Raw genomic sequence first — 20497 nt, 5'->3', positions numbered from 1 at the left:
ACTAGCTTTTAGCCAATCTTATGATTCGTTAGCTTGTTGAATTCGGCGCAGTGAACGCTCACGACGACTCTCTTCTCGAGTCAAATCCAACAAGGTCTCTTCGATATAAGCCAAATGGGCATGCGATGCTTTACGTGCTTTTTCTGGTTCACGTTCTAAAATCGCTTGCACAATATTGGCGCGGTGATGACTCACCTTTTCTACCACCTCATCACGACGATGAAGTAATTCTAAATTCTGTAATACGTTTTGCTGCAATAAAGGGGCTAGGCTACGAACAATGTGTAATAACACGACATTGTGAGCCGCTTCAGAAATCGCAATTAACACTGCCATTACTGCGCTTGATTCTTGCGCCACATCTTTATTTTCAATCGCTTTTTCGACTTCTTTTTGGCATTGCGAAATGCGCTCAAAATCTTCTTCGGTACCACGCAAGGCAGCGAAGTAAGCCGAAATACCTTCCATTGCATGACGAGATTCGAGTAAGTCGAGTTGTGTTTCTGAATGCGTCGACAATAACTCTAGCAAAGGATCGGAAAAAGAAGTCCACAAAGTATCGGTAACAAACGTACCGCCACCTTGTTTACGAGTTAATAAACGTTTTGCTTCTAAACGCTGAATCGCTTCACGAATCGAAGGTCGAGACACATCAAATTGTTTTGCTAGTTCTCGCTCTGGCGGCAATTGTTGCCCGGGAGAAAGTGTGCCTTCTAAAATCAGCCGTTCGATTTCCTGTTCAATGACGTCGGAAAGCTTTGGCTGACGGATCCTTTGATAAGCCATGATTAATTCATTTCTCACTCGTTATTGTAAATTGGTAAGACCAATTACCATGTACAACAAAAATTTTACCGAATGCAAACACAAGTGTCCAGACAAAATTGACCCACATCAAATAAGCAAGCTGCGTTAACCGCCACGTAACATAATCACACTAAAACACTAATAAGATTGGTAAGACCATTTAAATAGTCGACATTCAAATTGTCATTTCATTAAGTAAGATGGGGATAATTTGTTAAAAGTGTGATTTTGATCTTACTTAAAATACCCCGTAAGGAGTACAAGCCGACCAATACAGATGAGTGTGTTTGTAACTAAAATTTGTTACTAAAAAATGACAAAATCAGCATCCAAGCCTCCCAACTGAAAGAGAGACTTTTTGTCGTACTGATAATTTTATTAAAAATGTGAACTCAATCAGAGGTAGGAAAACCGCTAGTAACCAAATCGCAAGCAACTAAACTACTAGATAGAAGTTAAATAGCTAGTTGCCAAGTAGCAAATAGGCAATCATTAATGATTAAAGCTTTGGTAGGATGAATAGGTAAATAAATAGCTGAATAGCCAGTAATGGAATCAATCCTTTAATAGACTACGAAAGTAACGCCAATCAAACCCTAGGCCAGGATCGGACTTTCTTAATGGAGCGATATATTGATGGCCTGTAATTCTCGGTAAGCTAATCTCAGAGTATTGCTGCATCAGTAACTTGGTGATCGCAGCTAAAGATTGATACTGCGCTTGGCTGTAGCTATCTAAATCCGTCCCTTCTAGCTCAATCCCAATAGAATAATCATTGCAACGCTCTACCCCAGCAAAGCTCGATTTCCCCGCATGCCACGCTCTAGCATTAAATGGCACAAACTGAATGATCTCGCCATCACGACGAATAAAGCAATGCGCCGACACCCCCATTTTGTGGATCACTTGAAAAAATGGATGCTCATTCGGATCTAACTTACCGGTAAAGAATTGCTCCACATAAGGCCCGCCATACTGCCCCGGCGGCAAGCTAATATTATGCACCACCAGCAAAGAAATCGGCGTTTGCTCAGGGCGAGCATCGTAAAATGGTGATGGCACATGTTTGGTATCAGACAGCCAAGAGTCGGGAGTGATGTGCATAGTCGGCAACCTTATTTATTCGATGGCGTTATTCTGTAGTAATCAAGGTTTAAGTCAAGCGAGGGAGCTCGTAACTCGGGCGCTACGCTTCTCGTGGCTAGGTAAAGATAAAACCAGAGTTCTACCTATAAGCAAGATCTCATTAAACAATTCGAGCAACAAGAAGTGAAATGACCTAGAAACGTAATTCGTTGCTCGGGCGCTGCGCTACTCGTGACTCGAAAAGGTCAAAAGATCGAAACACGAGAAGTGAAACGTCCTAGAGCGAAGCGCTCGAAAATCGTTTCCCCTTGCAGTATCATACCCCCTCTAACAACCTCAACGGATCTTGCCTCATGAAAACCACTCACGATTCTCAATCTCGTCTTGAATATTTAAAGCAACAATTACCAACTGAAATCACTCGTATGGTCAGTGATGCTTTAAAAGAAGATTTGGGTGGCACGCTCGATCCTAATGCAGATATTACCGCTAGTTTAATTCCAGCTGAAGCGACCAACACGGCAACCATTATCACTCGTGAACATGGGGTATTTTGTGGCAAAGCATGGGCGGATGAAGTATTTAAACAACTTGGCGGCCAAGTTCAAATCGACTGGCATGTAGCGGATGGTGATACGGTAGAACCTAACCAAACGCTTTGCACGCTAACAGGCCCATCTCGCGCCCTACTAACGGGCGAGCGCAATGCGATGAACTTCATTCAAACCCTGTCTGGTTGCGCTAGTTTAACGGCCGAATATGTTAAAGAGTTAGCCGGAACGGAGTGTCGCCTACTGGATACCCGCAAAACCATTCCCGGTCTGCGCAGCGCATTAAAATATGCGGTGACTTGTGGTGGCGGCTTTAATCACCGTATCGGCGTGTTTGATGCCTACCTAATTAAAGAAAACCACATCATCGCTTGCGGTGGTATTGAAAAAGCTATCGAGACCGCCAAACAATTAAACCCAGGTAAACCCGTTGAAGTAGAAACCGAATCTTTAGAAGAATTAGAACGTGCCATTCGCGCCGGTGCAGACATTGTCATGTTAGATAACTTCACCAAAGAAATGATGTTTACTGCCGTGGAAATCAACCAAAAAATCGGTAAAGAAAACGGCTTAACCACCGGCCAAGCCGCGCTAGAAAACTCAGGCAACATTACCTTAGAAACCTTGAATGAATATGCTAAAACTGGCGTAGATTATATTTCAGTCGGCGCGCTGACTAAGCATGTTAGGGCGATGGATTTGTCGATGAGGGTAATTAGCTAACGCGATCCGGACATCATAAAATTTAGCACCTCGATCGCTTTCACGATTGAGGTGTTTTTGAATTTGTATCGTGTCTCGTTTCTCGGGCGCTCCGCTTCTCGTTACTTGGAAAAGCAAAAGATCTCGCAGGCTATATTTTCCTAGAAACCAGAGACTAGGGTTTCGTGCCTCATCTCTCGGGCGCTCTGCTGCTTGTGGCTCGGAAAAGCAAAAGCGATCTCATATCTGCTCTTCCCTAGGGACTAGGAACTAGGGACCCAAAACCATCTTCATCGAGCCACGAGAAATGAAACGCCCTAGTCACGAGCACCGAAAATCCCCGTGACCTCCCTCCCATTTCCTTTCCCAATTTCATACTAAATTCATACTTCCCTTACGTCAGCGCATGGTCAAAAAATCATCTCACATCACCCAATAGTTTAATGTTGCTCGCAATAAATTGTTTTTCCAATGTAATCAGTGACTCAGTTTTCAAACTGGCTCGAATAGGCTACTCAGGATAATTTTCTTTTTTACCGCTCACTCTACTCTTTCCGTGGTAATACCACTCAATTATTCACGGAGATGAAAATGAAACAATTACAACAAGGTAAGAAGAAGCTACAAAAAGGTTTTACGCTAATTGAATTGATGATCGTAGTTGCGGTTATCGGTGTGCTGGCGGCGATTGCTATTCCTCAGTATCAAGATTATGTGAAGAAAGGTGCATTAGGTTCAGCCTTAGCTACAGCTACATCATTAAAAACAAATGTTGAAGATTATATTGCTTCTGAAGGAACTTTCCCTGATGTAGCTGCTACATCATCAGGTAGTTCAACAAGTGATGACGTATCAGTTCCGGCATTTAGCTTGGGTACAATTGCTCTAGCAGCAAGCGGTGCTGACTCAGCTGGTAACATTGTTGTCGAACTCGATAAAGGGCCAGCTAACGGCGAAAAAATCACTTTAGACCGAACAGATGCTGGTACATGGAAATGTACAAATTCAGCCGAAGCTAGTGATGGCATAACACTAAATGGCTGTTAATTAATATATTATTATGAGAAAGAGTACAGGTTTTACTCTTATAGAACTCATGATCACCGTGGCGATTATCGGTGTGCTTGCGACGATTGCGGTACCTCAGTATCAGCAATATGTTCAAAAAGCCGCTCTCGCCACGGCGATCGGTTCTGCTAATAACTATAAAACCATTGTCGAAGAATACGTCGACTCACATTTTACATTTCCGCAGATCTCTGCTGCATTTCCACTTGGTTCAATTACTACGGTATCCGGTGCGATTGGCAATAACGACTTATTGGCTCAAATCAATAAAGGTATCGCCAAAGGTACAAAGGTGAGGATGCAACGAGATGCACAAGGGCGCTGGCAATGTCATCACAATAAAACCCAATTAACCGTTCAAGGCTGTGGGTATGATGCCAGTTTGTAGAATGTATTTATTCAAACACCAACGCTTAGTAAGGATGCCATGAACACCAACCTCGCCTCCATATTACGCCAAGCGGAGCTTTTGACTAACGATCAAGAGCTTATGGTGGTGAGTAGCGTTCTTAATGATAATAAAAGCGTCCCCGTAGCTTGCGTGGACGCTGGTTTTATTTCTAGTGATCAACTATTAGTAAAACTTTGCCACTTATTTGCCCTACCTCAAGCCAACCTAGAACATTACAGCTTCGCCCAAGTATGTGAACAACTGGGGATGCGTGATTTAATCATTAATCACCAAGTGCTGCCGCTACAGGTCGATTCTCACAGCTTACTGCTTGCGGTCGCCGACCCAACCAATACCAATGTTGAAGACGATTTTCGTTTCGCAACTGGCAAACAAATCGAATTTATTCTCGCGGATTGTAAAGAGCTCGAAGGCGCAATTCGCCGCTTGTATGGCCGAGCGGTCAACTCGGATGCTACGCAAGGCAAAGATATAACCCAAGATGAGCTGGCAAATCTCGTTGAAGTTGGCAGCGATGAGATTCAAGAAACCGAAGATCTTAGTCAAGATGAAGCGCCGGTCAGCCGTTTTATCAATCAAATTTTACTCGATGCGGTACGTAAAGGCGCATCAGATATTCACTTTGAACCTTATGAAGAACTCTACCGAGTTCGTCTACGTTGTGATGGGATCTTGGTGGAAACCAATCGCCCTGCGCCTCATTTAGGTCGACGCCTTGCTGCTAGGATCAAGATCTTATCGAAACTGGATATTGCTGAACGTCGCCTACCGCAAGATGGACGAATCAAGATCCGCCTTAATGCTGATACTGCGATCGATATGCGGGTGTCTACTCTACCGACCTTATGGGGCGAAAAGATCGTACTGCGCTTGCTCGATAGCAGCGCTGCCAACCTGAATATCGATAAACTCGGTTATAGCGAAGCGCAAAAACAATTGTATCTAGATGCCCTGCAACAACCGCAAGGCATGATCTTAATGACCGGTCCAACCGGGAGCGGTAAAACCGTTTCTTTGTATACCGGCCTACGGATTTTAAATACCCCAGATAAAAATATTTCCACCGCCGAAGATCCGGTCGAAATTAACTTAACTGGCATCAATCAAGTACAAGTCAAACCTAAGATTGGCTTTACTTTTGCGGCGGCTTTACGCGCGTTCTTACGTCAAGATCCCGATATAGTGATGGTCGGTGAAATCCGCGATCTAGAAACCGCCGAAATTGCGGTAAAAGCAGCGCAAACCGGTCACTTAGTTCTCTCGACGCTACATACCAACTCTTCCGCCGAAACCGTGGTGCGTTTATCTAATATGGGGATTGAAGCGTTTAACTTGGCTTCCTCATTGAGTTTAATCATTGCTCAACGTCTGGCGCGTCGTTTATGCAACCATTGCAAAAAGCCCGATGATTTCCCTGATGCGCTGCGTGAAAAATTTCATATCTCGCCCGATGTGGTGATTTATAAATCGTCTAAGCAAGGTTGCCCGGAATGCACTGGCGGCTATTCAGGTCGAGTGGGGATTTATGAAGTGATGCCATTTACCACTGAATTGGCGAGTGCAGTGATCAAGAAAGCCTCTGCCAATGACATTGAAATGATCGCAGTAAAACAAGGCATGGCAACGCTACGCCAATCAGGTATTGAGAACTTAAAGCAAGGCGTTACTAGCTTTGCTGAATTGCAGCGTGTGCTGTACTTCTAACCCTTTATACCAAGAAACTCGACCAATAAAACTTTTAATAAATAAAGCTTTCGACAAATTTGGAATGCCAAACAAGGACAGAATCTCATGGCACAAGCATCGACTCTTAAAGCGCCAGCACTCAAAAACTTTCAATGGCGTGGGGTAAATAGCTCTGGCAAAAAAGTATCAGGGCAAATGTTGGCGATCAACGAAGTTGAGGTGCGCGCCAAACTGAAAGAACAACGCGTCCAAATCAAGAAACTCAAACGACGTAGTGTGTCGATTTTTGCCAAAATGAGCCACAAGGTAAAACGCAAAGATATTACGGTACTCACCAGACAATTAGCCACCATGCTCGGCACCGGCGTTCCTATCGTTCAGGCGATCAAATTGATCTCAGATAGCCAACGTAAAGCCGAAATGAAATCGGTGCTCTCACAAATTTGTACTCAGGTAGAAGCCGGTACTCCAATTTCCAAAGCCATGTTATCCAGCAGCCCTTTCTTCGATGAATTCTATTGTGATCTAGTGGCCACTGGTGAGCAAACCGGTAACTTGGCCGATGTATTTGATCGCCTTGCGACTTATCGTGAAAAAAGTGAAGAGTTAAGATCGAAAGTTATTAAAGCGATGATCTACCCTGCGATGGTTGTTTTGGTGGCTACCAGCGTATCGATTCTGATGCTAACTATGGTGATCCCAGAATTTGAAGCCATGTTTAAGGGCTTTGGTGCGGAACTGCCTTGGTTTACTCAGCAAGTGATCTATTTATCTCATTTTATTCAGAGCTATTTATTTATCATGATCCTCGCACTATTCGGCTCTATCTTTGCGATGAAAGAAGCGCGTAAACGATCCTTTACTTTTAAGCTTAAAACCAGTCGCTTGGCACTCAATATGCCCGTTCTCGGTGGGGTGTTTTCTAAGGCAGCAATTGCCAAATTTAGTCGTACACTAGCCACCAGCTTTAGCGCTGGTATTCCAATTTTAACGAGTCTACTGACCACCGCGAAAACCGCAGGTAATTTGCACTATCAAGTGGCTATCGAACAAGTACATAAAGATACTGCCGCGGGGATGCCGATGTACATTGCGATGCGTAACGCCGATGCTTTCCCGGAAATGGTTTTGCAAATGGTTATGATAGGCGAAGAGTCCGGTAACCTCGATGATATGCTTAATAAGGTTGCGGCGATTTATGAATTTGAAGTCGATAATACCGTCGATAACTTAGGTAAAATTATTGAGCCTGTAATTATTGTCTTTCTTGGCGTGGTCGTCGGTGGCTTAGTTGTGTCACTTTATCTGCCAATCTTTAAGCTAGTTAGTGTATTCTAGAGCCCATATTATTTATTTGATTATTGGACATTGTCGTATCTCATGGTGATCTTTGATTATTACCCAGCTCTCTTTCCGATTGCGGCTGGTATCTTTGGCTTATTAATTGGCAGCTTTTTAAATGTGGTGATCCATCGCCTACCCATTATGATGGAGCGAGAGTGGAAGCAAGAGTGCATTGAGTTTTTCCCACAGCTGAAAAAAGATCCAAAGATCAAACAAGAACTTACCGAACTCAATAAACCATTTAATCTCAATGTGCCGCGTTCACGTTGCCCAAAATGCGATACACAAATTCGCGCGGTCGATAATATCCCAGTTATTAGTTGGTTAATGCTCAAAGGCAAATGCCACAAATGCGCTAACCCAATCAGCTTTCGCTATCCAGCCATTGAACTCCTTACCGCTATTTTATGTGTGGTGATCGGCGTTAATTTTGCAGCCGATTGGTATGGCCTCGCATTACTGTTCTTCACTTTTACTCTAGTGTCAGCCACTTTTATCGATCTAGATACTATGTTGTTACCCGATCAACTGACACTACCTTTAATGTGGGCAGGTTTAGCGCTGTCTTTGTTTGAGATTAGCCCAGTATCACTACAAGATGCCGTGATTGGCGCCATGGCCGGTTATCTATGTTTATGGTCAATCTTTTGGGCATTTAAGTTACTCACTGGCAAAGAAGGCATGGGCTACGGTGACTTTAAATTATTAGCTGCGCTCGGTGCTTGGCTAGGTTGGCAACAACTCCCTTTACTCATATTGTTATCTTCGGTGGTTGGATTAATTTTTGGCATTATCCAACTACGCTTACAAAAGAAAGGCATAGAGAAAGCTTTTCCATTTGGCCCTTACCTCGCGATTGCCGGTTGGTTTTGTTTAATTTGGGGTAATGACTTAACGTCTTGGTACCTAACCAATATGCTAGGAATGTAAACCATGACCATGGTAGTAGGCTTAACGGGAGGCATTGGCAGCGGTAAAACCACTGTCGCTAACCTATTCTACGATCAGTTTGGAATTAATATTGTCGATGCTGATATTGTGGCAAGAGAAGTGGTTGAACCCCAAAGTGCTGGATTACAGGCGATTGCCGAACATTTTGGTCAAGCAATATTAACTCTTGATGGGCAGCTTAATCGAGCGGCATTAAGAGAGCGTATTTTCAATCATCCCGATGAAAAAGAGTGGATTAATAATTTACTTCATCCACTGATCCGTCAACGCATTAAACAACAGCTAACCGAAGTAACCTCAGACTATGCTTTATTGGTGGTGCCGCTATTGGTGGAAAATAACTGGCAAACCATGATCGACCGTTTGCTAGTCGTGGATGTTACCCCAGAAACGCAAATTGCTCGCACTTGCCAACGTGATGGAGTGCCAGAAGCGCAAGTTCATTCAATCTTAGCCTCTCAAGCATCTCGTGAACAACGTCTCTCAGCAGCCGATGACGTAATTAACAATGATGCTCCGCTCACTGAGCAGGCAAAGCAAAAACTTTTATCTCAAGTCACAGTTTTACACAAAAAGTACCTAGCATTATCTGGTCACTTTCTGTAAAAATAGAACAAGTATCTCCATCACTTGAAGGCATTATGCTTAAATTCGAACATCCGTTAACCGAAAAAGTACGAATTTACCTTAGAGTCGAAACTCTAATGGCCCAGTTGCATAAATCCGCTAAGTTTGAATCCCCGCTAGATGACCAGATTTTGTTCCGCTCACTGTTTAATTTGATGGATCTGTTTGAGCAAATTCATGTTAAATCTGAGATCACCAAAGAGCTCGAAAAACAAAAAATCACCGTCAAAACTTGGGCGAATGTACCCGGTGTCGATCAAGTTCTATTAGATAACATATTAACACAACTCGACTCTTGCTTCCGTGAAGTGATGGCAGCAGAACGTTTTGGCCAATCTCTAAAAGAAGATCGCTTTTTAAGTGCGATTCGACAGCGTTTTAATTTACCCGGTGGCCACTGTTGCTTTGACTTACCTTCACTACACTATTGGCAAAACCTGCCACTAGATAAACGTTTATTAGATGTCGATAAATGGCTTTCTACCTTAACGCCACTGCATCACGCCCTTGAATTACTGTTAAAGCTACTACGTGGCAGCGGTCATTTTAAATCTCAGATTGCACATAATGGATTTTTTCAAAGCGATGCCAATGACGCCAATATTCTACGTCTAGAAATCCCATCAGAATTGGGTATCTACCCTATGATATCCGGTCATAAGAACCGCTTTGTGGTTAAGTTTATCAGCTTTGAAACAGCAAAGGCGTACAGTCAGGATGTCGAGTTTAAGCTGGCAGTCTGTTAGAATTAACTTAATATTTAATGTTCAGGTTATCCATCAATATGACACAAGCACAACCCAAGAAAGTTACCGTAGTTAAATGTCCGACTTGCCAAACTGACGTTGTTTGGGGGGAAGTGAGTGCTTACCGCCCTTTTTGTAGCAAGCAATGCCAGATGATTGATTTTGGTGAATGGGCCGATGAAGAAAAAGCCATTCCGGGCGCGCCCGATATGTCGGATTCTGATGGGTGGTCGGAAGGTTAAAGGGGATTTACGTTGCTCGTTACTCGGACGCTTTGCTGCTCGTGGCTCGGAAAAGAAATAAGCCCCTAGTTTTATAGAAATATATCGATTGAAACGTCATCTTGAAAAGCGACGAAGGAGCGCAGTTCAGGATCTCCAACAGCGTTTGGATTCTCAACATATTGTAGGTGATTCTATATATTCTTTTAGGTTTATGTAGGAAATATCAATCTAGGCTCTATCTTTTCCTAGAAACGAGCAACGTAGCGCCCGAGCAACGAGGCTCGAACAAGCTCGAATCATTAACCAAAACGTTTAATAACCTTCTCCAACACTGGCTCATTAGCTTCTGGAAAGGTGTAACCATTCAAATCACCGATCGCGACCCATTTGCCTTCTTGCCCTTCTTTACCATACGGCTGGCCTGAAAAATCCGTCACGGTAAAGAAATCAAAAGTTAGGCTTTTTTCTGGGTAATCAAAATCAAAATGTTCAAACAGTGACATCTCGGTAGCGGTAATATCAATTTCTTCTTGTAGCTCGCGAATCAAGCCTTGCTCAGCAGATTCTCCTAGCTCGACCTTACCCCCGGGGAACTCCCAGTATCCACCTTTGTGCAGCTTCTCAGGGCGTTTAGTAATAAATATTTGGTCTTGCTGTGCATTTAAAATAATCGCGGCAACAATATGAACTCGTTTCATTGCTATTCCCAAAATAAGTTTAAAAAAGTGAGCAATAAAAAGGCCGCAATCTCTGCGGCCTTAGTTGTGTCAATCAATCTAATAACTAAATTTTACCATGACACTGTTTGTATTTTTTACCAGAACCACATGGGCAAGGCTCATTACGACCAACTTTACGTTCTTCGCGAACACTTGGTTGATTTGGAGCATCAGCGGCTTCTTCTTCCATGCCTTCTGCTGATTCATGCTGGAACTGTTGGTTACGTGCCGCTTCTTCTGCTTGAATACGACGTTGCTCTTCCATACGGTCAACTTCTTCACGCTGTTGTACGCGAACACGACTCAAGGTAGAAATCACATCGAACTTCAAGCTATCTAATAGCTCACCAAATAGCTCAAACGATTCACGCTTAAACTCTTGTTTTGGATCTTTTTGTGCGTAACCACGTAAATGGATACCTTGACGCAAATGATCCATCGCCGCTAAGTGTTCTTTCCATAAGTTATCAAGTGTCTGTAGCATTACTTGACGCTCAAAGTTACGTAGTACTTCCGCACCCACCGCTTCTTCTTTTTGCTTATAGATGATATTCGCTTCGCTGATCACACGCTCAAGCAAGACTTCTTCATATAGCTTGTCGTCTTCATCTAACCAAGTTTGAATCGGTAGTGGTAAGTCGAAATCAGCTTGTAAACGCTCTTCTAAGCCTTTTACATCCCACATTTCATCAAGTGATTGAGGTGGAATGTACTGCTCAAATACCGAACTTAAAACGTCAGTACGGTTCTGTTCAAGCATTTCGCTGATGTCTTCTGATGCCATTAATTCATCACGAAGCTCATACACCACTTTACGTTGGTCATTGGCGACATCATCGTAATCAAGCAATTGCTTACGTACGTCAAAGTTACGACCTTCTACTTTACGCTGCGCTTTTTCAATTGAGCGAGATAGCATGCGACTTTCAATCGCTTCACCTTCTTCCATGCCGCTCTGAATCAAGCCAGCCATACGCTCAGAAGTAAAGATACGTAGTAGTGAATCTTCCATTGATAGGTAGAAACGTGAAGAACCGGCATCACCTTGACGACCAGAACGACCACGTAGCTGGTTATCAATACGGCGAGATTCATGACGCTCTGTACCTATGATGTGCAAACCACCAGATTCTAGTACCGCGTCATGCACTTTTTGCCACTCGGCTTTCACTTGCGCGATTTGCTCTTCAGTGGCAGGAGTACCTTGAGATTCTTCTAGCTTCTCAACTTGGTTTTCCCAGCTACCGCCTAGTTTGATATCGGTACCACGACCAGCCATGTTGGTTGCAATAGTCACCGCGCCAGGAGTACCGGCTTGAGCAACGATTTCAGCTTCTTGTTCGTGAAACTTAGCATTCAAAACGTTATGTTTGATTTTTGCCGCTTTTAGCGCATTAGAAAGCAGTTCAGATTTTTCAATCGAAACCGTACCAACTAAGATCGGCTGACCATTAGCAACGCGCTCTTTAATATCTTCAATGATCGCATCAAATTTTTCTTTTTCGGTGCGATAAACAACGTCCGGCATATCATTACGGATCATTGGACGGTTAGTTGGAATCACCACCGTATCAAGACCGTAAATAGACTGGAATTCGAACGCTTCAGTATCCGCAGTACCTGTCATACCAGACAGTTTCTCATATAAACGGAAGTAGTTCTGGAAGGTAATCGACGCTAAAGTTTGGTTTTCATTTTGAATCTTAACGCCTTCTTTCGCTTCTACCGCTTGATGAAGACCTTCAGACCAACGACGTCCCGGCATAGTACGACCGGTATGCTCATCAACAATGATAATTTCATCATCTTTAACGATGTAATCAACGTCTTTTTCAAACAATACATGCGCGCGAAGTGCTGCATTAACGTGGTGTAATAAGCTAATGTTGGCTGGGGAATATAATGTATCGCCTTCTTCCATTAAGCCATTTTTGATCAGTAGCTCTTCAACGAACTCTTGACCAGTTTCAGTCATGTGTACTTGCTTGGCTTTTTCATCAATGGTGTAGTGCTTATCGCCGCGATACTCTTCCGTATCTTCTTCGTCTTGACGCTCTAGGTATGGAATTAAAGTATTAATGCGAGTGTATAATTCAGAGCTGTCTTCAGCTGGACCTGAAATGATCAGCGGAGTACGCGCTTCATCGATCAAGATGGAGTCGACTTCATCGATTACCGCAAAAAAACGTTCGCGTTGTACGCGGTCTTCTGGACGAAACGCCATGTTATCGCGTAGGTAATCGAAACCGAATTCGTTGTTCGTTCCGTACAAAATATCACATTGATAAGCGGCTTTTTTCTGAGATGGGATCATGTTTGGTACGTTAATACCAACCGTCATACCTAAGAATTCAAATAACTCGCGGTTAGTCTCAGCATCACGTTTGGCTAAGTAGTCATTCACGGTAATAACATGAACGCCTTTGCCTGAAATACCATTGAGGTAAGCAGCTAAAGTCGCGGTTAACGTTTTACCTTCACCAGTACGCATCTCGGCGATTTTACCCGCGTTAAGTACCATACCACCAATAAGCTGAACGTCGAAATGACGCATGCCATAAATACGCTTTGACGCTTCACGTACCGTTGCAAAAGCTTCTGGTAATAGTTTGTCTAACGATTCACCATTGGTGTAACGCTCACGAAACTCAATGGTTTTATGTTGAAGTTGTTCGTCAGTTAATGCTTCATATTCTGGTTCAAAGCTATTAATTTGATTTACGATCTTTCTCAGCTGGCGCAACGTTCTATCATTACGGCTGCCGATGACACTAGTCAGTAACTTAGTTAACATTATTTACGAATCTCTCTTCCTGATCTTTCGGATCTCTGCTTTCAGCTTCTCACAGTTTAATTCTAAGAATACTGAGATAAAATTTGGTCTACTTGTCATATGGTGCCAATCAAGCCCATTTTCAAGACTAAAAGACAAGTGGCTATATAGTATGGGATTATGCGCCTATCTTCTATCTACAAACACCGTTGTTTGCGTTCATCCTCATTATTTTTGATCAAAAATAGTATTTTTTGACATTAATAATTTTTCATAACGCATAATATTACGATTAAGCTTTAATATGATGAGATATTTTATGCGAGACCACCGCCCAAAACTAACACAAGACCTGATTGGTGATAGCCAGTTAAAGGCCTTTTCTCAGCATGTTTCTGAAATTTTATCGATCAACCAAGCACTAAAAAGTATCTTGCCGAAGAACTTATTAGCTCATTGTCGAGCGGCCAATGTTCGCCAAAACCAACTACTGATCGAAGTGGCGAATGCTTCTTTCCAAATGAAACTCAACTATGAACGGATCAGGATTTTATCTGAGCTAAGAGCGGCAGGATTTTCTCGTTTGGCTGGGATCGAATTTAAAGTAAATCCTGAGCTATATCGCAGTGAATCACTCAAAGAAAAAGAAGTGACTTATAAGCAACACGCTTTAAGCGAGGAAGCGGCTCAATCTATTCTAATGGCCGCCTCTTTAGCGCCACCTAAGCTGAAACAGCGAATGGAAAGCCTAGCCAAACTTGCCCAATCAAAAAACAAATAACTCTTTCTTGTTTTGATAAATTTTAGGTAATAAAAAAGCCAGACTTTTCAGCCTGGCTTCTTCAACGCTTAATTCAATCTTAAGCTAATACTGTATTCGGCATAACTTCACCAAATGCAACTGGTGAACCGGCAGTTTCTTCAAACGTTGCCCATTCCCAAGCTTCTTGGTCAGCTAGAACTGCACGCAATAACTGGTTGTTCAAAGCATGGCCTGTTTTATAAGCACGAAGCTCACCAACAATGCTATGGCCACACATGTATAAGTCACCAATGGCGTCTAATACTTTGTGCGTAACAAATTCATTACTAAAACGTAAGCCTTCTTCATTCAAGATGCGGTATTCATCAAGAACGATTGCACAGTCAAAGCTACCACCTAGACATAGGTTCTGTGACTGTAAGTATTCGATATCACGCATAAAACCAAAGGTACGAGCGCGAGAAATATCTTTGATGAACGCCTGTGAAGAGAAATCAAACAACATATGTTGCTGTTCAGAATCGATAGCAGGGTGATCAAATTCAATTTCAAAATCCATACGGAAACCATCATAAGGAACAAGTTCTGCCCACTTATCACCGTCTTCGATACGAATTGGCTTTTTAATACGAATAAAACGTTTTGGTGCATTTAGAGTTTCGACGCCTGCTGATTGCAGCAGATATACAAACGGGCTAGCACTGCCATCCATAATTGGAATTTCAGGTGCATCAACCTCGATGATAATGTTGTCGATTCCCATACCCGCTAGAGCCGCATTTAAATGCTCAACGGTAGAAATTCGAATGCCTTCATCGTTCACTAACGCAGTACACAACATAGTGTCGCGTACTGAGTTTGGATCAGAAGGGAAATCCACTGGTGGATTCATATCTGTGCGACGATAAATTATACCGGTATTAGCTGGTGCAGGACGTAGCGTAAGCGTGACTTTACGTCCAGAGTGGAGACCCACACCAGTCGTTTTCACCATTTCTTTCAATGTACGTTGTCTGATCATCTAATTTGCCTCTAATTTACGCTACATATCGCAGCCAATACCTGACTGGTCAGATATCTTATCACATTTTAGACACATTTCAACTAATTGTGCAAAACTCAATCAGCTTGGTGTCTTAAAAATGCAGGGATATCAAGGTAACCACTGTCATTTTCATCCGGCTTCTTCACCGTATTTGAATTTTCATTCGAAGAGCTTGATGAAGAACTTGTCGCCGGTGCTTTGTTGGTACGAAGCATTGGCTGTGGCGCTTCTTCCTCAGGCTTAGCTGCTGGTTGAGCTGGCGCTTGCACTGCAGGTTGAGGTGCTGAAACTGGTTTTGCTGAACTACCTTTAACTAAAGTGATATCAGGCTGATGTGAGTTACCAATACCCGTTGCAACAACAGTCACGCGGATTTCATCGCTCATATCAGGGTCAAGAGAAGTACCAATAACAACCGTTGCATTATCTGAGGCAAATGCCTTAACTGTGTTACCTACGGTTTCGAACTCTTCTAAACGCATGTCTAGACCAGCAGTGATGTTAACTAACACACCACGCGCACCAGCAAGATCGATGTCTTCTAGTAATGGGCTTGAAATAGCAATTTCAGCTGCTTCTTCTGCACGGTCTTCACCAGTAGCGACGCCGCTACCCATCATGGCATGACCCATTTCAGACATCACCGTACGTACGTCGGCGAAGTCAACATTCATCATACCAGGGCGAGTAATCAGCTCAGCAATACCTTGAACAGCATTACGTAGTACATCATTCGCTTTAGCAAAGGCTTCAAGCAATGTAATACCACGGCCAAGTACTTTCAGTAGCTTTTCATTTGGAATGGTGATCAATGAATCAACATGCTTTGAAAGCTCTTCAATACCTTGCTCAGCAAAAGCCATACGCTTTTTGCCTTCAAAGCTAAACGGTTTAGTCACAACCGCTACGGTTAAAATACCAAGCTCTTTAGCAACTTCTGCAATCACAGGCGCTGCACCAGTACCCGTACCACCGCCCATACCAGCTGCGATGAACACCATATCAGCGCCAGCTAAAACAGCTTTAATCGCTTCACGGTCTTCTAATGCTGAGTCACGACCTACTTGAGGGTTTGCTCCGGCACCTAGACCTTTAGTGATATCGCCACCAATTTGAATAACATTGCTGACACTTACTTTACGTAGCGCTTGGGCATCCGTATTAACACTGATGAATTCCACCCCTTCGATGGACTCTCGCACCATGTGTTCTACGGCGTTGCCGCCACCGCCACCAACTCCAACGACTTTAATTACAGCATCGTCAGACATTTCCATCATCGGTTCAAACATGTGTTTTCTCCGTTTCTTCCTGTTCGCCTCAGGTTAAAACTCTTTTTGTATCCAATTACGTAGCTTTTGAATGATATCAGTAAACGAGCTACCAGAGCGCTGCTTTGGTGCTGTGTGTTGATATTCACCCTCATCATAAAACTGGCTGTCTTTGGCGTAATGTAATAATCCAACCGCCGTTGCATGATATGGCTCTTTAACGTAGTCAGTTAACCCTCTGACTTCTAGGGGTTTACCAATTCTTACTTGGTTGCGGAATACGCGTTCTGCACACTCCACTAATCCTTCAATTTGTGATGCTCCACCGGTTAGCACAATACCTGCGGCTAAATGATGTTTAATTCCATCTTCACGTAGCTTTGCTTGCACAGAATCAATGCTTTGATTAACCATGCCCATAAGCTCAGTATATCGGGGTTCTATCACTTCTGCCAAAGTTTGACGTTGTAAACTTCGAGAAGGACGACCACCAACACTTGGTACGTTAACAGTATCGTCTTTGCTTACTAACTCGCTAAGCGCACAACCATACTTAACTTTTATCTCTTCAGCATCGCTGACAGGTGTACCAAATGCAAAGGCAATGTCACTTGTTACGGCATTACCAGCATAAGAAAATACTTTTGTGTGACGTAGCGCACCACCAGTCCAGATGGATAGTTCCATTGTACCGGCACCGATATCGATCACACAGACACCGAGTTCACGCTCATCATCAGTAATAACCGCATTACTTGATGCTAAGCCTGAGTATATCAGCTGTTCCACTTTTAAATTACAGCGTTCTACCGCTTTGATGATATTTCTTGCCATGTCGTTATGACAAGAAATCAAGTGAACACTTGCTTCCATACGAACACCAGATAAACCTAAAGGGTTTTTAATCCCCTCTTGATAATCGATGGTGAACTCTTGCGGAATGACGTGCAAAATACGCTGCTCTTCACCGATTTTAATCGATTTAGCCGTATGAATAACACGATCCATATCGTCTTGAGAGACTTCTTCTTCTGAAATCGCCCCCATACCTTTTTCTATACGGCTAGCAATATGCTTACCTGAAAGAGAAAGATAGACACTTGTAATCTGGCATTCTGCCATTAATTCGGCTTGGTCGATAGCGCGCTGAACGGATTTTACAACCGATTCAAGATCGTTAACACCACCTTTGTCCATACCATGAGATGGGCTCGTTCCGGCTCCGATGATGTTAATTTGTCCATCAGGAAGAACTTCACCTACTAACGCGGATACAGTAGCTGTGCCAATATCAAGACCAACGACTATGTTACCTTCTGCGGTCTTCGTCATTTATTTCTCTCTTGTGCTGAATCATCATCTGGAATCCAACCAACGGCGGCCCCAGTATCATATCGAAGATCGATGTAGCTAATTTGCTCTACTTTATCGCCCAAACGACTATAAAGTTTAATAAAACGATTCAAACGGTCTTCACGAGCATCTTTTCCGAGCTCTAAGCGAATACCGTTATCTAATATTAATTGCCATGCGCGTCTATCATTTAATACAACCGATGTAATAGTACGACCTAACGGCTTTAATTTTTGCGTGCTTTTTTGCCAAACCGACAAGACTTGTTCACTTGAACCTTCTGGTCCGTATAGGTTCACCGTATTTTCAGGCGCATCTTCTGGGTGACCATTAAAAATATGACCTTCAGGATTTAATAGCGAATTACCGTTCCAAATCGCAAGCGCTTTATATTCAACAATATAGACTTTAACTAGGTCAGGCCATTGTTTTCTGATCGAAATTTGAGCAACCCAAGGTAAGGTTTGTAACGCTTGCTGTAACTGGTCCACATCTTGGGTCATAAATGTTCCCATGCGTGGTAGTTCAGCTAAAGCACCTTGTACCTGCTTAGGACTTACATGATGCAAATCCCCTTCAACCATTAAACGCGAAAGAGGTAAACGCTGGTCATCGGTCATCCAGCTAAAAGTTGAATAAATTAAAGTACCAATACCAATCACGACTAATAGTAAAAAAACGCCACCGACCCAATGCTGTTTCGATGATGGTGATTGAGTATTGCCTTCAACCAAATCTTCCGCGGTGATATTCATAATGAGCAGTTAGACTCTAAAATATTCATTAAATGCCCATAATCTGAGGTTAACTAATGGTACATCCCTGAAAATAACTACAATTAACAGGGATTATACTGACCCAAGGCCTGAGTGCCAAGACAACTTGCAGCTATTTTACTCACTAATGACTTTCATTTTGTCAATATTCAGCTGAAAATCGGCTAAGCTCTTTGCGACACGGCCAACATCACCCGCCCCTTGAGTTAAAACCAAGTCATTATCTTCTAATAAACTCGCCAAGGTTGAAGGTAGTTTATTCGATGAATCCACAAATATTGGATCCACTTTGCCACGACTACGAATCGTGCGGCATAAAGAACGGCTGTCTGCTCCCGCAATCGGCTTTTCACCTGCAGAATAGACATCAAGCATAATCAACACATCGACCTTTTCGAGAACATTCGCGAAATCATCATATAAGTCGCGTGTACGGCTATAGCGATGGGGTTGGAAAATCATCACTAAGCGCTTATCTGGCCAACCTGAACGAGCCGCTTGAATAGTAACGTCGACCTCACTTGGATGGTGGCCGTAGTCATCCACCAGCATGGCTTGACCATTACCCGTTTCAAACTCACCTAGATGATCAAAACGACGACCAGTACCTTGAGTGCTCACTAAAGCACGTACAATCGCATCATCGGCAATATCATCTTCAGTGGCGACCGCAATAGCCGCAGAGGCATTTAACGCATTGTGTTTACCAGGGATATTTAACGTAATATCTAAATCAGCACGCCCTTGGCGGACTACGGTAAATTTCCCTTGCTGACCTTTTTGATGGTAGTTAACAATTCGAACATCCGCATCTTCAGAGAAGCCATAAGTGATCACTTGGCGGCTAACTCTTGGGATCAACTCTCTGACAACAGGGTCATCAATACACATGATCGCTTGACCATAAAATGGCAAATTATGCAGGAAATCGATGAAAGTTTGCTTCAACGTCTCAAAATCACCACCATAGGTATCCATATGATCGGCTTCGATGTTGGTAACAATACTCACCATTGGTTGTAAATGCAGGAAGGATGCGTCACTTTCATCGGCTTCAGCAATCAAGTAACGGCTAGAGCCTAAGCGCGCGTTAGTTCCGGCGCTTTTCACTAATCCACCATTAACAAAGGTAGGATCGAGACCGGCTTCAAAATAAATTTGCGTGACAAGCGCTGTGGTTGTGGTTTTACCGTGAGTACCGGCAACCGCAATACCATGACGAAAACGCATCAGTTCAGCGAGCATTTCGGCGCGACGTACCACTGGAATACGTAACTCTTTAGCCGCAACCAATTCAGGGTTTTCGGTTGAAATTGCAGTCGAGACCACCACTACACTGGCTTTCTCAATATTAGTCGCTTGGTGACCAATATATATTGTCGCCCCTTTTGACTTCAAACGCTCGGTTACGGTGTTTTCATTTAAATCAGAACCGCTAATGTCATAACCTTCATTAAGTAAAACTTCAGCAATACCACTCATGCCAGCACCGCCAATACCCACAAAGTGAATGCACTTTACTCGGCGCATTTCGGGTACGATAGAACGTAGTTCAGATAGGTTGGGATTTTGTTTTGTTAACATCAATTCTTT

19 protein-coding genes are annotated in these 20497 nt (G+C 43.1%); 10 read left to right on the top strand and 9 right to left on the bottom strand.

Annotation, left to right across the window (positions count from 1 at the left end; all coding sequences use genetic code 11):
• Positions 1–18: 18 nt before the first annotated feature.
• Both pdhR and ampD read right to left on the bottom strand, forming a co-directional pair.
• Positions 19–786: a pyruvate dehydrogenase complex transcriptional repressor PdhR gene (gene pdhR / locus L3V25_RS13330; protein ID WP_027696321.1), complete on the bottom strand. Its 768-nt coding sequence runs from the start codon at positions 784–786 to the stop codon at positions 19–21.
• Between the two features lie 576 nt (positions 787–1362).
• Positions 1363–1911 carry a 1,6-anhydro-N-acetylmuramyl-L-alanine amidase AmpD gene (ampD, locus tag L3V25_RS13325; protein ID WP_237296005.1) on the bottom strand — a complete coding sequence of 183 codons (549 nt, stop codon included), beginning with the start codon at positions 1909–1911 and terminating at the stop codon, positions 1363–1365.
• Positions 1912–2246: 335 nt separating this feature from the next.
• Between ampD and nadC the strand changes: the two genes are divergently transcribed.
• From nadC to yacG, 9 genes are all read left to right on the top strand, one after another.
• Positions 2247–3167: a carboxylating nicotinate-nucleotide diphosphorylase gene (nadC, locus tag L3V25_RS13320; RefSeq protein ID WP_237296004.1), complete on the top strand. Its 921-nt coding sequence runs from the start codon at positions 2247–2249 to the stop codon at positions 3165–3167.
• A 570-nt stretch (positions 3168–3737) separates the two neighbouring features.
• Entirely contained in the window at positions 3738–4193 is a 456-nt protein-coding gene (locus L3V25_RS13315; protein ID WP_237296003.1) for a pilin, read from the top strand.
• 13 nt (positions 4194–4206) lie between these two features.
• A complete protein-coding gene (locus L3V25_RS16545) occupies positions 4207–4602 on the top strand; it encodes a pilin (RefSeq protein WP_276574038.1) in 396 nt (131 codons plus the stop codon).
• Between the two features lie 39 nt (positions 4603–4641).
• Positions 4642–6330 carry a type IV-A pilus assembly ATPase PilB gene (pilB, locus tag L3V25_RS13305; RefSeq protein ID WP_237296002.1) on the top strand — a complete coding sequence of 563 codons (1689 nt, stop codon included), beginning with the start codon at positions 4642–4644 and terminating at the stop codon, positions 6328–6330.
• Between the two features lie 87 nt (positions 6331–6417).
• On the top strand, positions 6418–7650 hold the full coding sequence (locus L3V25_RS13300) for a type II secretion system F family protein (protein WP_237296001.1): 1233 nt from the start codon (positions 6418–6420) through the stop codon (positions 7648–7650).
• A 42-nt stretch (positions 7651–7692) separates the two neighbouring features.
• Complete coding sequence (locus L3V25_RS13295; protein ID WP_237296000.1) at positions 7693–8586, top strand: A24 family peptidase; 894 nt, start codon at positions 7693–7695, stop codon at positions 8584–8586.
• 3 nt (positions 8587–8589) lie between these two features.
• On the top strand, positions 8590–9213 hold the full coding sequence (gene coaE / locus L3V25_RS13290; protein WP_237295999.1) for a dephospho-CoA kinase: 624 nt from the start codon (positions 8590–8592) through the stop codon (positions 9211–9213).
• 35 nt (positions 9214–9248) lie between these two features.
• The gene (gene zapD, locus L3V25_RS13285) at positions 9249–9980 is read left to right on the top strand and encodes a cell division protein ZapD (RefSeq protein WP_237295998.1); all 732 of its coding nucleotides are present in this window, start codon (positions 9249–9251) and stop codon (positions 9978–9980) included.
• A gap of 38 nt (positions 9981–10018) precedes the next feature.
• Positions 10019–10222 (top strand): DNA gyrase inhibitor YacG, encoded by a 204-nt coding sequence (gene yacG, locus L3V25_RS13280; protein ID WP_193001267.1) that lies wholly within the window; start codon positions 10019–10021, stop codon positions 10220–10222.
• A 281-nt stretch (positions 10223–10503) separates the two neighbouring features.
• Here yacG and mutT read toward each other — a convergent pair whose 3' ends face one another.
• Positions 10504–10902, bottom strand: coding sequence for an 8-oxo-dGTP diphosphatase MutT (gene mutT, locus L3V25_RS13275; RefSeq protein WP_237295997.1), 399 nt, complete (start codon positions 10900–10902; stop codon positions 10504–10506).
• 85 nt (positions 10903–10987) lie between these two features.
• A complete protein-coding gene (gene secA, locus L3V25_RS13270; RefSeq protein WP_237295996.1) occupies positions 10988–13717 on the bottom strand; it encodes a preprotein translocase subunit SecA in 2730 nt (909 codons plus the stop codon).
• Positions 13718–14015: 298 nt separating this feature from the next.
• Between secA and L3V25_RS13265 the strand changes: the two genes are divergently transcribed.
• The gene (locus L3V25_RS13265; RefSeq protein WP_237296102.1) at positions 14016–14477 is read left to right on the top strand and encodes a DciA family protein; all 462 of its coding nucleotides are present in this window, start codon (positions 14016–14018) and stop codon (positions 14475–14477) included.
• 79 nt (positions 14478–14556) lie between these two features.
• On the opposite strand, the gene lpxC is transcribed toward L3V25_RS13265, so the two are convergent.
• From lpxC to murC, 5 genes are all read right to left on the bottom strand, one after another.
• On the bottom strand, positions 14557–15480 hold the full coding sequence (gene lpxC, locus L3V25_RS13260; RefSeq protein WP_089124898.1) for a UDP-3-O-acyl-N-acetylglucosamine deacetylase: 924 nt from the start codon (positions 15478–15480) through the stop codon (positions 14557–14559).
• A 98-nt stretch (positions 15481–15578) separates the two neighbouring features.
• Positions 15579–16796 carry a cell division protein FtsZ gene (ftsZ, locus tag L3V25_RS13255; protein ID WP_237295995.1) on the bottom strand — a complete coding sequence of 406 codons (1218 nt, stop codon included), beginning with the start codon at positions 16794–16796 and terminating at the stop codon, positions 15579–15581.
• Between the two features lie 33 nt (positions 16797–16829).
• The gene (ftsA, locus tag L3V25_RS13250; protein WP_237295994.1) at positions 16830–18107 is read right to left on the bottom strand and encodes a cell division protein FtsA; all 1278 of its coding nucleotides are present in this window, start codon (positions 18105–18107) and stop codon (positions 16830–16832) included.
• Positions 18104–18877 (bottom strand): cell division protein FtsQ/DivIB, encoded by a 774-nt coding sequence (locus L3V25_RS13245; protein WP_237296101.1) that lies wholly within the window; start codon positions 18875–18877, stop codon positions 18104–18106. The genes ftsA and L3V25_RS13245 overlap by 4 nt, the downstream gene beginning before the upstream one ends.
• A 144-nt stretch (positions 18878–19021) precedes the next feature.
• Positions 19022–20488 (bottom strand): UDP-N-acetylmuramate--L-alanine ligase, encoded by a 1467-nt coding sequence (gene murC / locus L3V25_RS13240; RefSeq protein WP_237295993.1) that lies wholly within the window; start codon positions 20486–20488, stop codon positions 19022–19024.
• Positions 20489–20497 lie beyond the last annotated feature (9 nt).

Origin of the sequence: Vibrio sp. CK2-1 (assembly GCF_021726515.1) — a bacterium.
In the GTDB taxonomy this organism is placed as follows: Bacteria; Pseudomonadota; Gammaproteobacteria; order Enterobacterales; family Vibrionaceae; genus Vibrio.
The sequence above is the reverse complement of the archived record's forward strand: the minus strand, read 5'-3'. Positions and strand labels throughout refer to the sequence as shown.

Coding starts and splice junctions, on each gene's coding strand:
- pdhR (WP_027696321.1), bottom strand. CDS start 786: ATGGCTTATCAAAGGATCCGTCAGCCAAAGCTTTCCGACGTCATTGAA.
- ampD (WP_237296005.1), bottom strand. CDS start 1,911: ATGCACATCACTCCCGACTCTTGGCTGTCTGATACCAAACATGTGCCA.
- nadC (WP_237296004.1), top strand. CDS start 2,247: ATGAAAACCACTCACGATTCTCAATCTCGTCTTGAATATTTAAAGCAA.
- L3V25_RS13315 (WP_237296003.1), top strand. CDS start 3,738: ATGAAACAATTACAACAAGGTAAGAAGAAGCTACAAAAAGGTTTTACG.
- L3V25_RS16545 (WP_276574038.1), top strand. CDS start 4,207: ATGAGAAAGAGTACAGGTTTTACTCTTATAGAACTCATGATCACCGTG.
- pilB (WP_237296002.1), top strand. CDS start 4,642: ATGAACACCAACCTCGCCTCCATATTACGCCAAGCGGAGCTTTTGACT.
- L3V25_RS13300 (WP_237296001.1), top strand. CDS start 6,418: ATGGCACAAGCATCGACTCTTAAAGCGCCAGCACTCAAAAACTTTCAA.
- L3V25_RS13295 (WP_237296000.1), top strand. CDS start 7,693: ATGGTGATCTTTGATTATTACCCAGCTCTCTTTCCGATTGCGGCTGGT.
- coaE (WP_237295999.1), top strand. CDS start 8,590: ATGACCATGGTAGTAGGCTTAACGGGAGGCATTGGCAGCGGTAAAACC.
- zapD (WP_237295998.1), top strand. CDS start 9,249: ATGCTTAAATTCGAACATCCGTTAACCGAAAAAGTACGAATTTACCTT.
- yacG (WP_193001267.1), top strand. CDS start 10,019: ATGACACAAGCACAACCCAAGAAAGTTACCGTAGTTAAATGTCCGACT.
- mutT (WP_237295997.1), bottom strand. CDS start 10,902: ATGAAACGAGTTCATATTGTTGCCGCGATTATTTTAAATGCACAGCAA.
- secA (WP_237295996.1), bottom strand. CDS start 13,717: ATGTTAACTAAGTTACTGACTAGTGTCATCGGCAGCCGTAATGATAGA.
- L3V25_RS13265 (WP_237296102.1), top strand. CDS start 14,016: ATGCGAGACCACCGCCCAAAACTAACACAAGACCTGATTGGTGATAGC.
- lpxC (WP_089124898.1), bottom strand. CDS start 15,480: ATGATCAGACAACGTACATTGAAAGAAATGGTGAAAACGACTGGTGTG.
- ftsZ (WP_237295995.1), bottom strand. CDS start 16,796: ATGTTTGAACCGATGATGGAAATGTCTGACGATGCTGTAATTAAAGTC.
- ftsA (WP_237295994.1), bottom strand. CDS start 18,107: ATGACGAAGACCGCAGAAGGTAACATAGTCGTTGGTCTTGATATTGGC.
- murC (WP_237295993.1), bottom strand. CDS start 20,488: ATGTTAACAAAACAAAATCCCAACCTATCTGAACTACGTTCTATCGTA.